This window comes from Parviterribacter multiflagellatus, assembly GCF_056863265.1.
In genome coordinates, this window is record NZ_JBXPIZ010000008.1 from 287,806 (window position 1) to 299,548 (window position 11,743).

The window sequence follows — 11,743 nt, forward strand, 5'->3', positions numbered from 1 at the left end:
GAAGGCTAGCTCGGATCGGCGACCGCGGACGCGCCAGAGCCGGCGCCCACGCCGAGCTCCCGCTTGATCACCGCGAGCCGCAGCACGGCCTCGGCCGCGTGCCGGCCCTGGTCGCGCTTGCCGCCGCCCGTGCGCGCGAGCGCCTGGTCCATGTTGTCGACGGTGAGCACGCCGAACGCGCACGGCACGCCCGTCTTGAGCTGCACCTCCATGATCCCGCGGGCGGTCTCCGCGCAGACGTAGTCGTAGTGGTCGGTCTCGCCGCGGATCACCGCGCCGAGGCAGGCCACGCCCTCGTACCGGCCGGTCGCCGCGGCGTACTGCGCGGCCAGCGGCAGCTCGTACGCGCCGGGCACGCCGAACACGTCGACCTCCCCCACGCCGGCCTCCGCGAACGCCTCGCGGGCGCCGCCCACCAGCCGCTCGGCCAGGTCCGCGTAGAACTCGCCGACCACGATCGCGTAGCGGCTCACGCGCGCCCCTCCGCCCGGTCGTGCTCGGCTTCTTCGTGGCGCAGCTCCTCGTCGAGGTTGAGCCCCTGGTGGTGGAGGATGTGGCCCATCCGCTCCTTCTTCGTCCGCATGTACCCCTCGTTGTGGGGGTTCGGTGTGTGCTCGATCGGGATCTGCGCGGTCACGGACAGCCCATAGCCCTCCATGCCGCGGATCTTCTTCGGGTTGTTCGTGAGGATCCGGATCGACGACAGCCCGAGGTCGACCAGGATCTGCGCCCCGATGCCGTAGTCGCGCAGGTCCGCCGGCAGGCCCAGCTTGAGGTTGGCGTCGACGGTGTCGTAGCCCTCCTCCTGCAGCTTGTAGGCCTTCAGCTTGTTGAGGAGCCCGATCCCGCGCCCCTCCTGCGACAGGTAGAGCAGGACACCCTGGCCCTCGTTCTCGATCATCGCCAGCGCGGACTCGAGCTGCTCGCCGCAGTCGCAGCGCAGCGAGTGGAACACGTCGCCGGTCAGGCACTCGGAGTGGACGCGGACGAGCACGTCCTCCTTGCCGTCCACCTCGCCCTTGACGAGCGCGACGTGGTGCTTGTCGTCCACCAGCGAGCGGTAGCCGACGGCGGTGAAGTCGCCGAAGCCCGTCGGCAGCGAGATGTCCACCACGCGCTCGACGAGCTTGTCGTGCTTGCGGCGGTAGGCGATCAGGTCGGCGACCGTGACCATCTTCAGGCCGTGCCTCTCGCAGTACGGGACGAGGTCGTCGACGCGGGCCATCGTCCCGTCGTCGTTCATGACCTCGCAGATGACCCCGGCGGGGATGAGCCCGGCCAGCCGCGCCAGGTCGACGGCCGCCTCGGTCTGCCCCGTCCGCTCCAGCACGCCGCCCGGCTTGGCCTTCAGCGGGAAGATGTGGCCCGGCTGGACGAGGTCGCGCGGCGCGCTGCCCGGGTCGATCGCCACCTGGATCGTGCGCGAGCGATCCGCCGCCGAGATGCCGGTCGTCACGCCCTCGCGCGCCTCGATCGACACCGTGAACGGCGTCTCGAACGACGACTCGTTCTTGGCTGCCATCAGCTCGAGGCCGAGCTCCTCGCACCGCTCCGGCGTCAGCGAGAGGCAGATCAGGCCGCGCCCCTCCTTCGCCATGAAGTTGATCGCCTCGGGCGTGGCGAACTGCGCCGCCATCGTGAGGTCGCCCTCGTTCTCGCGGTCCTCGTCGTCGCAGACCACGACCATCTTGCCGGCGCGGATGTCCTCGATGGCCTCCTCGATGGTCGCGAAGGGCGTCTTCGTGCCAGTTGGCGGGGTCATGATGCGATCCGGGCTCCGATCAGCTTCTCCACGTGCTTCGCGAGCACGTCCACTTCCAGGTTGACCGTGTCGCCCACCTCCGCCTTGCCGAGCGTCGTGCGCTCCAGCGTCTCGGGGATGAGCGAGACGTCGAAGGAGGTGTCGTCGATGCGGGCGACGGTCAGGGACACGCCGTCCACGGCGATCGATCCCTTCTCCACCACGTACTTCAGCACGTCCGGTCCCGCCTCGACCGTCACGACCCGCGCGAACCCGTCCTCGCGGACCTCCGAGACCACCCCGACGCCGTCGACGTGGCCCTGCACGATGTGGCCGCCGAGCCGGTCCCCGACCGCCATCGCGAGCTCGAGGTTGACCGGCGAGCCGGCCGCGAGCCCGCCCAGCGAGGAGCGGCGGAGCGTCTCGTGCATCACGTCCGCGCCGAACCGGTGGTCGTCGCCGATCGAGCAGATGCCGACCGCCGTCAGGCAGACGCCGTTGACGGCGATCGAGTCGCCCTCCTTCAGCTCTGCGCCGAGCGGCGACTCGATGGCGATGCGCACGCCGTCGGCCGTCTCGCGCACCTCGGCGACCTTGCCGAGGTCCTGCACCAGTCCGGTGAACATGGGTCGGTTACCACTCCCTCAGGCGGGCGCTGATCAAGATGTCGTCGCCGGACGTCTGGCAGTCCAGCGTGAGGGCGCGCAGCGCGTCCTCGATGCGTTCCACGCCCTCGCCCTCGAGCGGGTCGCGCGCGGTGCGGCCGCCGAGCAGCAGCGGGGCGATGAAGAACCGGGCCTCGTCGATCTCCCCAGCGTCGAAGAACGCGCCCGCCAGGTGCGGGCCGCCCTCCAGCAGGATCGACGTCACGCCGCTCGCGCCGAGCTGATCGAGCGCGGAGCGCACGCGGGCCTGCTCGTTCTCCCCCGTCGCGACGATCACCTCGGCGCCGGCCATCTCGAGCGAGTCGGTGGCCGAGCGCGGCGCGGCGCGGGAGACGACGACGGTCAGCGGGATCTCCGGCGCCATCGTCACGAGCTTGGAGTCGAGCGGCAGGCGCGCGGTGGAGTCGAACACGACGCGGCGCGGCTGGCGCGCGACGTCGGGGATGCGCGCGGTGAGCTGCGGGTCGTCGGCCAGGGCGGTGCCGACCCCGACCACGACGGCGTCGACCGACGCGCGCCAGCGGTGCGCGACCGCGCGCGAGTCCTCGCCGGAGATCCACTTGGAGTCGCCGGTGCCGGTCGCGACCTTGCCGTCGAGCGTCATCGCGGACTTGAAGAGCACCCACGGCCGGCCGGTGCGCGCGTGCTTGCGGAAGGCCTGGTTGAGGAGCCGGGCGCGCGCCGCGAGCTCGCCGTCGGCGACCTCCACCTCGACGCCCTCGTCGCGCAGGATGCCCAGCCCGCGGCCGGACGCCTTCTCGGTGGGGTCGTCGGAGCCGACCACGACGCGCGAGATGCCGGCCGCCAGGATCGCGTCGGTGCACGGCGGCTGCTTGCCGGTGTGGCAGCACGGCTCGAGCGTCACGTAGATCGTCGCGCCGCGCGGGTCGTGCCCGGCCGCGCCGGCCGCCGCGATCGCGTTGACCTCCGCGTGCGGCCCGCCGTACTCCTCGTGCCAGCCCTCGCCGAGGACCTCGCCGTCGCGGACGATGACGGCGCCCACGACCGGGTTGGGCGAGGTGCGCCCGACGCCGCGAGCCGCCAGCTCGATGGCCCGCGCGAGATGCTCGCGGTCGGTATCGGTGCGGAGGGCCATGGCCCCTCGGGAGTCTACGAAGCGCAGCGGCCCGTGTTGAGCCGGTAGATGCTGATCAGCGGCCCGGGCCGGTGGTAGGCCAGCGGGTAGTAGTCGAAGCTCCAGTCGAAGTTGAACTCGACCGGGCCCTTGCCCTGGCGGTACGGCGAGACCTCGTAGGCCAGCCGCGACTCGCGCTCCAGCCGGGCGTAGAACTTCAGCGCCTCGGGCGCCTCCTCCGGCTCGGCCTCCGCGCGGCCGCGCTGGGTCGAGCCGGTGATGACCCAGCAGAAGCCCTGCTCGGCGAAGTCGTCGATCAGCTCGGGCACGAGCACGCGCTCGTAGTCCTCGACGTGCACGACCTGCCCGGGCGCGGGCAGCAGCGGGCCGTCGGGGTTCTCCGGGTTGATGCGCGAGCGCGAGGCCGGGTACTTCACCCAGCGGTTGCCGTTCGACACCAGCCGCGACGGGTTGCCGATGTCCTGCGCCCACGCGTCCGGCGCGATCGGCTCCACAACGATCTTCGTGCGCGGCGGCAGGTGGTCGACCATCCACTCGCGGGCGAGGTTGCGCGTGTCCTCGCGCGACAGCACCTGGCCGATGTGGAGCGAGTAGACGAGCCCCTGCCCGCACAGCGCGACGGCGCCGATCGCGAGCAGCGTCGGCTTGAGCGCGGGCACGCGGCGGCCGGCGCGATCGGCCAGGTCGATCGCCGCGTACGCGGCCAGCAGGCAGACGAAGGGGAAGATTGGCAGCAGCCAGCGGCCGAAGAACCGCGACTGCGTGCCCATGAAGACGACGTAGAAGATCGGCGCGAGCGCGAGCACCCACAGCAGTCGCCTCTCGCTGCGCCACAGCAGCGGCAGCGCCGCGATCGCCGCGACGAGCGGCACCCAGCCCAGGCCCCAGGTGAACGACCACAGGTAGTAGAGCCAGCCGTTCTCGTGCTTGAGGCCGAGCTTGCCCTGGTCCTCCCCGCTCGTTGCCGACGACTGGTGCGTGATGCCGTCCCAGAACGCCGCGAAGTCGAGCACCGCGTAGGGATTGGCGACGACGAACGCGACGAGCGCCGCCACGCCGCTCACGACCAGCCCGCGCACCGCCTGCCACCGCGCGCCCGGCGCGGTGAAGTGCAGCACCGCCGCGGCGAGGATGGGCAGCAGCACGATGCCGGCGGTGTACTTCGTCGCGCACGCCAGGCCGAGCCCGACGCCGGCGAGGACGTAGTCGCGCAGCCGCGCGTCGCGCACGATGCCCGCGACGCCCCACAGCGCCAGGCACAGCGGCGCCAGCGTGGGCACGTCGTTGAGCGCCATGTGGGCGTAGAAGACGGGCAGGAACGCGACGCTGAACACGGCCGCGCCGAGCAGCCCCACACGCCGGTCGAAGAGCTTGGCCCCTGCCAGGTAGAGCAGCCAGACCGAGATCACGCCGAGCACGGCCGCGGTGGTGCGGGCGACGACCCACACCTCGGTCGGGTCGGTCGCGAACATCGTCGAGACGCCCTCGCGGCCGCCGAACCAGACGGTGAAGACGATGTGCAGGACGTACGTGAACGCCGGCGGGTTGACGAAGTAGTCCGGGTTCCACTCGTGCCCGTAGATCCCGATCGCCCGCGGGACGAAGTGCGAGTTCTCGTCCGAGTTGTAGGCGTACGGCATGCCGTGGTCGGCGCCCCACGTGCGGAGCAGCAGCGTGCCGACGAGCAGCAGCCCGAGCGCCAGCCACCACGGCCAGCGGTGCTCGGCGCGGCGGGTCACCGCGTCGACGCGGCGGCGCACGAAGCGGCGGCCGCCGCCGTTCTGACGCGGGGCCGTCGGGGCCGCGGGGACGCTCCGCGGCGGGTCGATCACGGGAGGTCCGCTAGCAGCGGACATAGGCGGCGTAGTACTCCGACACGGCGACGCGTTCGTAGCCCGGCAACGGAAGGACCGTAACGGGGTCGTCGGCGTCGCTCACCAGCGCGTGCCGGAAGAGCGCCACCCGCTCGTGCGGGATGATCTGCACGCCGCCTGCGCGGATGCGCCGGTCGACCCGCGCGATCTGCGCCGCCTCGGCCGGGTTCTTGGGCTCCCGGATGGCCTCGCTGTACGCGAGCACCTGGCCGTCGGGCAGGTCCTCGATCCAGCGCACGTCCGGGATCAGCTTGTGGTTCGGCACGACGACCGGGCCGCAGCCGTCGGCCAGCGCCTTCTCCACCGCCGGCGCGTTCAGCACGTCGTGCAGCGCCGCGTGGGCGTCGCCGCGGAAGCGCAGCTCGTTGTCGAGCCGTGAGAGGTTCACGCGCGTCGCGGTGAAGATCGCCCCGTACAGGACGAGCAGCAGCGCGGCGCCCGCCCAGACGCGCCGCAGCACGGTCCCCGGCTCCAGCATCGTCCAGCCCGCGATCGCCACGGCGGCGAAGACCATGACCATCAGCGACGCGACGAGCAGATAGCGGTCGATGACGCTGAAGCCGCCCAGGCCGACGAGGAAGAACGTGCCGATGCCGACGGCCAGCAGCGTGAACGGCCACACGATCCGCTTCGGCACGAGGTAGGCGGCGATGGCGAGGCCGATGATGCCGCCGAGCAGCACCGGGAACTTGTCGAGCTTGACGAGGAACGCCCAGATCGCCGACGGCAGGTCGCCGCCGCTCTTGTTGCGCCCGAGCTCCTCGGCGAAGTTGCTCGTGTAGGTGAGCGAGTAGAGCGGCTGCCCCGTGACGATCCAGTCGGTCCCCACCCACACGGCCGGGCCGATCGCGGCGTAGGCGGCGTACTTGACGCGCTCGGTCCACGTCGCCTTCCACGACACCCACAGCCAGTACAGGCCGGCCATCACCCACGCCTCGGGGCGCAGCGTGCCCGCGATCCCCAGCAGGACGAAGACCGTCAGGCCGCGCTTGGGCGACTTGGCCTCCAGCACCGCCGCCCACACGACGAACGCCATGTAGGCGATGTCGATGTAGCCGCGGGCGGCGTAGAAGGGGAAGTCGAACCGCGTGCAGATCAGCAGGCCGGCGACCAGGCCGACGAGCGGCGTGAACGCGAACCGGGTGAGCCGGTAGACGCCGACGACCATCGCCACGAACGAGACGACGCAGAGGAAGATCCACACGCGCTCGGCGTGGTGGCCGAGCGGCGAGATGATCGCCCCGACGAGCGTCGCGGCCGGGTGCGGCGTCGGCGCGCGGTAGGCCTCGTAGATCGGGAGCTGGCCCTCCAGGAGCTCGCGCCCCCAGAGCATCGAGTAGTACGAGTCGTAGTTCGGGTACGTCGGGTAGACGAGGAAGCCGGCGAGCGCGGCCAGGCAGAGAAGACCGAAGCCGATCGCCGGCCACGGCCACGAGCTGACGGCAGCGGGCAGCGCCCGCGGCCGGGTGAGGGTCGCGCTCTCCATGGAGGCAAGTAGGCTAGAGGCGGCGCCCGATGAAGCTCATCATCCAGATCCCCTGCCTGAACGAGGAGCAGACGCTCCCGGCCACCCTCGCCGACCTTCCCCGGGAGCTCCCCGGGTTCGACAAGGTCGAGTGGCTCGTCATCGATGACGGGTCGACGGACCGCACGGTCGAGGTGGCCAAGGCCAACGGCGTCGATCACATCGTTCGCCTCACCACCAACAAGGGCCTGGCGTACGCGTTCCAGGCCGGCCTCGACGCGTGCCTCAAGCTCGACGCCGACGTCATCGTCAACACCGACGCCGACAACCAGTACAACGGCGCCGACATCGGCAAGCTCACCGCGCCGATCGTCGCGGGCGAGGCCGACATGGTCGTCGGCGACCGCGAGGTCATGGGGATCGAGCACTTCTCGCCCCTGAAGAAGTCGCTGCAGCGGCTCGGCTCGTGGGTCGTGCGGCAGGCGTCCGAGACGACCGTGCCCGACACGACGTCCGGCTTCCGCTCGTACAACCGCGAGGCCGCGATGCAGCTGATCGTCGTCTCGAAGTTCACGTACACGCTCGAGACGATCATCCAGGCGGGCAAGCAGTTCATCGCCGTCGGCCACGTCCCGATCCGGACGAACGAGAAGACGCGCGAGTCGCGGCTCTTCCCGTCGATGTGGTCGTACGTCCGCCGCAACGGCCTCTCGATCTTCCGCATCTACACGCGCTACGAGCCGCTGAAGGTGTTCATGAGCGCCGCGGTGATCGTGCTGCTGGCCGCGATGGTCATCTGGGCGCGCTTCCTCTACTTCTACGTCGTCGAGGACGACGGCGCGGGCCACGTGCAGTCGCTGATCCTCGGGGCCGTCCTCTTCAACGCGGGGATGCTGCTCGCGGCGCTCGGGATCCTGGGCGACCTGCTGAGCGCGAACTCCACCATGCTCCAGCGCGTCTTCGAGCGCGTGCGCCGCATCGAGCTCGAGCTCGACATCCCGCCGTCGCACTACGAGCCCGGCCAGGGCAGCGAGCATCCGCCCACGACCGGAGCGCGCGCGGGCCAGCGCACCGAGGAGCACGAGGCACTCGAGGTATGACCCCCACCGTCACCGTCGACCGTGAAGGCACGGTCACCGGCAACACGTACGACAAGTACGGCTCCACGAACCCCGTCGTCCGCCGGCTCATGGCGAACTTCGAGCGGACGCTGGAGGAGCTGTTCGTCCAGGCCTCGCCGGGCACGCTGCTCGACGTCGGCTGCGGCGAGGCCGTGCTGACGCACAAGTGGGCCCAGCGCATCGACGGCCGCGTCGTCGGCATCGACCTCGACGACCCGCAGCTGCACGCCGAGTGGGAGAACCGCCAGGCGCCGAACCTCGAGTACAAGATCCTCAAGGCCGAGAACATGCCGTTCGAGGACGACGAGTTCGAGGTCGCCACGGCGATCGAGGTGCTCGAGCACGTGCCGGATCCCGAGCACACCGTGGCCGAGATGGCCCGGGTCGCGTCGAAGTGGCTGCTGGTGAGCGTGCCCCGCGAGCCGCTGTGGCGCGGGCTGAACATGGCGCGCGGCGCCTACCTGAAGGACCTCGGCAACACCCCGGGCCACGTGAACCACTGGTCCAAGCGGAGCTTCGTCAAGCTGCTCTCGCAGCACGGCGAGGTCGTCGAGGCCCGGTCGCCGTTCCCGTGGACGATGCTCCTCGTCCGCGTTGGGCGCTAAGCCCGCCTCGTCCTCTTCCTCCTACGGGCGGGGCGCGCGTGTCCTGTCCGTAGGGATCGCCGTGACCGGGCTGGTCACGTTCGCGTTCTTCGCGGTGGCCAGCCACGTGCTCGACGAGGTCGACTACAAGGGCATCTCGCTCCTGTGGTCGGTGGTGTTCGTCGTCGCGTCGGTGATCTACCGGCCGATCGAGCAGCTGCTGTCGCGGTCGATCGCCGAGCGGCGGGCGCGGGGTTCGGACGCGTACTCGCTCCGCACCCCGCTGCTGATCCAGGGCGCCTTCGCGGCGGTGTTCCTCGTCGTGGCTCTGGCCCTGAAGGACCCGCTGGAGAACGACGTCTTCGACGGCTCCGCGACGCTGTACTGGGTGCTGGTGGGCAGCGTGCTCGCCTACGCCGCGTCGTACTTCGCCCGCGGGTGGCTCGCGGGCAACCAGCAGTTCGCGCTCTACGGCGGGCTCGTGCTGGTGGAGTCGTCGGTGCGGGTGCTCTTCCCGCTGCTCGTCGCGGTGGGGCTGCTGTCGGGTCAATCGGCTGTGGCTCTGGGCATCCTGGCCGCGCCGCTGCTGTCGCTGGTCGTCGTCCCCGCGGCGCTGTCGCGGACGGTGCGGGCCGAGGCCACGCCGGCGGACGCCGACCTCGTCGACGCCGAGGACGCCGCCGAGTCCTCGTCCGCCGTCGCGTCGGGCTCGCTGCGCGAGGGCGGGCAGTTCGCCGTCGCGGTCTTCCTCGTGATGCTCGCCGAGCAGACGATCATCAACGCACCGGTGCTGGTGGCGGACGCGACGTCGTCGAACGCGGCGCTGGCGGGCTTCGTGTTCAACGCGCTGCTGATCGCGCGGGCGCCGCTCCAGCTCTTCCAGGCGATCCAGACGTCGCTCCTCCCCCACCTCGCGTCGCTGAACGCGACGTCGGACCGGTCGGAGTTCGATCGCGCGATCCGCGTCACGGTGCTCGCCATCGCCGCCTTCGCGGGCGCGTGCGCGCTGGGCCTGCTGGCGATCGGCCCGTGGGTGATGGACCTCGTGTTCGGCGCCGACTACGACTACGGCCGCGTCGGCCTGGCGGTCGTCGCGCTCGGCATGGGCTTCCACCTCGCCGCCGGCACGCTCAACCAGGCGGCGCTCGCCCGCGGCCACCAGCGCGCGGCCGCGGGTGCCTGGCTCTTCGCCGCCGCGCTCCTCGTCGCGTTCATCGCGCTCCCCTTCGTGGACGACGAGCTCGTCCGCGTCGAGGTGGCGTACGCGGGCTCGACCGCGGTCCTCTGCGCGCTGCTCGCGCTGATCTACCGCCGGTAGGAGCTCGCCGGCGTCATCGCGTCCACCAGCGCGCGTCGCCGAGGTCGCGGAGCGCGTTGGTCATGCAGTGCAGCTCGCCCGTGCCGAGGTGCGGGAGCGGCCAGGTGTCGACGAAGCGGGTCGTGACGCCGACCTTCGCGAGGGCGGTCGTCGTCGCGGCGCGGTAGAGGTCGCCGCTCCTCGTCACCGGCCCGTGCGGGTCGACCGCGAGGAACGTACGGCCGGCCGGCGCGACGCCGTTGACCGTGTTGCCGGTGAACGCCTTCACGTAGCGCTTGCCCGACTCCCACGTGTAGAGCACCGGGACGCGGACGATGTCGGCGTCGGTCAGGCCGAGCTCGCGGCGGAGGGTCGCAAGCTGCGTCTCGATGTTCTCCGCGGCGAAGCGGCTCGCTCGGGCGATCGGGCCGTCGAGCACCTCCTTCGCCGTCACCTGCGCGCTCGTGCCGTCGAGCTCCTTCAGGCCCTTCAGCACCGGCGTCCGGCCGGGCACCTTGCGGAGCGTGGCGAGCGCGGCCTCCGGGTCGGCGACGACCACCGCCCATCCGCGGGGCGTGCTCGCGTTCACGAACGCCAGCATCTCGTCCGTGTGGCCGATGTCGAGCCAGCCGGTGTACAGCTCGATCAACGGCTGCGCGCCGCCCTGGGCGTCGACGAGCTGCCGCGTCGCGCCCTCCACGCCGTCCTTCGAGCGGCCGCCGACGATCAGCCTGCCGTTGGGCGCGCCGGGCACCGGCGGGGTCGCCTCCATGGTGCCCGTCGCCAGCCACGCGTCGACCAGGCCGCTCGGCGCGCCCGGCGCGTCCCGGTGGTGGACCACGGCGCTGTCGGCCCCGCGGAGGTTGCGCAGGATGCCGGCGAAGCGCCGCGCGTGGAAGTTCGTCGGCGCGATCTCCCCGCGCTCGACCAGCGTCCCGGACATGATCGCGACGCGCATGACCTGCGCGCCGCCGCCCGCCACGGGGACCGCCTGGTAGGCGGGCTCGAACGCGTCCTGCACCCACGGGTCGACCCAGTCCTGCTGGCGCACGTCGCGGCCGACCGCGCGCTCGAGCCCCGTGAGGAAGCTCCGCTGGCCCTCGGCGAACCGCACCTGCCGGCGGTAGATCTCGTCGTAGTGGCGGCGGATCGTGCGCTCGCTCTTGACGAAGCCCCGCATCGTGGGCGGGACCGTCCTGCCCTTGCGCTTGTCCGCGAGCACCTTGCGCGCGTACGTGATCGACAACGCGCGGTTGCGGCGTGCCTCCGCGCGGATCTCGGCCTTCGACTCGGGCACGTCGGCGAGCAGCGTCTCGGCCGTGCGGGTCGCGTCGGGGACGATGAGCGGGGCGAGGCGGAGCGTGACGCTCGCGTCGCCGACCGTGATCTTCACCGTCGTCGTCGCCGGATCCCGCGCGATGTCGGTGCCCTCGACGGCGAGCTGTGTGCCGGCGCGGAGCTCGTCGACGGTGAGGGTGGTCGCCGGCTGCCACGTGCCGCGCGGGGCGAAGACGCGGCCGGGACCCTCGACGGACACGGTCGCCGGGGCGGTCGCGGCGGGATCGGGGAGCAGCTCGACGCGGGCGAGGTCGCGCTCGTCCTGCGCGCCATTGACGCTCGCGTCGGACGCGTCGCTGCAGACGCCCAGGTCGTCGAGCCGCAGGCGTGCCCGCAGGCGCCGGTTGAGGTCGGCGGCGCAGCGCCCGCCGTCGTCGTCCAGGTTGGCGAGGAGGAGCGCGCCGGGCAGGCCGGGCGCGTCGTCGGCGGCGGTCAGCGCGCCGTCGCGGTCGGCGTCGGCGCGGAGATCGAGGGCTGCCGCCGGGGCGGCGGTGAGGAGGAGCGCCGGCGCGGCGAGCGCGACGGCGGTGAGGGTGCGAAGGGACATCGCACCGTGATGCCG

10 protein-coding genes are annotated in these 11,743 nt (G+C 71.9%); 3 read left to right on the forward strand and 7 right to left on the reverse strand.

The window, feature by feature from the left end:
* Positions 1–5: 5 nt before the first annotated feature.
* The 6 genes from ribH to AC1UE5_RS18710 are packed head-to-tail and all read right to left on the reverse strand — an operon-like array spanning position 6 to position 6,862.
* Entirely contained in the window at positions 6–473 is a 468-nt protein-coding gene (gene ribH, locus AC1UE5_RS18685) for a 6,7-dimethyl-8-ribityllumazine synthase (RefSeq protein ID WP_482926294.1), read from the reverse strand.
* Positions 470–1,762, reverse strand: a complete 1,293-nt coding sequence (locus tag AC1UE5_RS18690; protein WP_482926296.1) for a bifunctional 3,4-dihydroxy-2-butanone-4-phosphate synthase/GTP cyclohydrolase II — start codon at positions 1,760–1,762, stop codon at positions 470–472. The genes ribH and AC1UE5_RS18690 overlap by 4 nt, the downstream gene beginning before the upstream one ends.
* Positions 1,759–2,367 carry a riboflavin synthase gene (locus AC1UE5_RS18695; protein ID WP_482926298.1) on the reverse strand — a complete coding sequence of 203 codons (609 nt, stop codon included), beginning with the start codon at positions 2,365–2,367 and terminating at the stop codon, positions 1,759–1,761. Before AC1UE5_RS18695 ends, AC1UE5_RS18690 begins: the two co-directional genes overlap by 4 nt.
* Positions 2,368–2,374: 7 nt before the next feature.
* Positions 2,375–3,502, reverse strand: coding sequence for a bifunctional diaminohydroxyphosphoribosylaminopyrimidine deaminase/5-amino-6-(5-phosphoribosylamino)uracil reductase RibD (gene ribD / locus AC1UE5_RS18700; RefSeq protein WP_482926300.1), 1,128 nt, complete (start codon positions 3,500–3,502; stop codon positions 2,375–2,377).
* A gap of 14 nt (positions 3,503–3,516) precedes the next feature.
* Positions 3,517–5,334 (reverse strand): glycosyltransferase family 39 protein, encoded by a 1,818-nt coding sequence (locus tag AC1UE5_RS18705; RefSeq protein WP_482926302.1) that lies wholly within the window; start codon positions 5,332–5,334, stop codon positions 3,517–3,519.
* Between the two features lie 10 nt (positions 5,335–5,344).
* Positions 5,345–6,862, reverse strand: coding sequence for a glycosyltransferase family protein (locus tag AC1UE5_RS18710; RefSeq protein ID WP_482926304.1), 1,518 nt, complete (start codon positions 6,860–6,862; stop codon positions 5,345–5,347).
* Positions 6,863–6,891: 29 nt separating this feature from the next.
* On the opposite strand from AC1UE5_RS18710, the gene AC1UE5_RS18715 reads away from it, so the two are divergent.
* The 3 genes from AC1UE5_RS18715 to AC1UE5_RS18725 all read left to right on the forward strand — a co-directional run bounded on the left by AC1UE5_RS18715 (position 6,892) and on the right by AC1UE5_RS18725 (position 9,864).
* Positions 6,892–7,941: a glycosyltransferase family 2 protein gene (locus AC1UE5_RS18715; protein ID WP_482926307.1), complete on the forward strand. Its 1,050-nt coding sequence runs from the start codon at positions 6,892–6,894 to the stop codon at positions 7,939–7,941.
* Positions 7,938–8,567 carry a class I SAM-dependent methyltransferase gene (locus AC1UE5_RS18720; protein WP_482926309.1) on the forward strand — a complete coding sequence of 210 codons (630 nt, stop codon included), beginning with the start codon at positions 7,938–7,940 and terminating at the stop codon, positions 8,565–8,567. Before AC1UE5_RS18715 ends, AC1UE5_RS18720 begins: the two co-directional genes overlap by 4 nt.
* A gap of 61 nt (positions 8,568–8,628) precedes the next feature.
* Entirely contained in the window at positions 8,629–9,864 is a 1,236-nt protein-coding gene (locus AC1UE5_RS18725) for a lipopolysaccharide biosynthesis protein (protein WP_482926311.1), read from the forward strand.
* A 13-nt stretch (positions 9,865–9,877) separates the two neighbouring features.
* Here AC1UE5_RS18725 and AC1UE5_RS18730 read toward each other — a convergent pair whose 3' ends face one another.
* Positions 9,878–11,728, reverse strand: coding sequence for a protein-arginine deiminase family protein (locus AC1UE5_RS18730; protein ID WP_482926313.1), 1,851 nt, complete (start codon positions 11,726–11,728; stop codon positions 9,878–9,880).
* Positions 11,729–11,743: the final 15 nt, after the last annotated feature.

Coding starts and splice junctions, on each gene's coding strand:
- AC1UE5_RS18690 (WP_482926296.1), bottom strand. CDS start 1,762: ATGACCCCGCCAACTGGCACGAAGACGCCCTTCGCGACCATCGAGGAG.
- AC1UE5_RS18695 (WP_482926298.1), bottom strand. CDS start 2,367: ATGTTCACCGGACTGGTGCAGGACCTCGGCAAGGTCGCCGAGGTGCGC.
- ribD (WP_482926300.1), bottom strand. CDS start 3,502: ATGGCCCTCCGCACCGATACCGACCGCGAGCATCTCGCGCGGGCCATC.
- AC1UE5_RS18710 (WP_482926304.1), bottom strand. CDS start 6,862: ATGGAGAGCGCGACCCTCACCCGGCCGCGGGCGCTGCCCGCTGCCGTC.
- AC1UE5_RS18715 (WP_482926307.1), top strand. CDS start 6,892: ATGAAGCTCATCATCCAGATCCCCTGCCTGAACGAGGAGCAGACGCTC.
- AC1UE5_RS18720 (WP_482926309.1), top strand. CDS start 7,938: ATGACCCCCACCGTCACCGTCGACCGTGAAGGCACGGTCACCGGCAAC.
- AC1UE5_RS18730 (WP_482926313.1), bottom strand. CDS start 11,728: ATGTCCCTTCGCACCCTCACCGCCGTCGCGCTCGCCGCGCCGGCGCTC.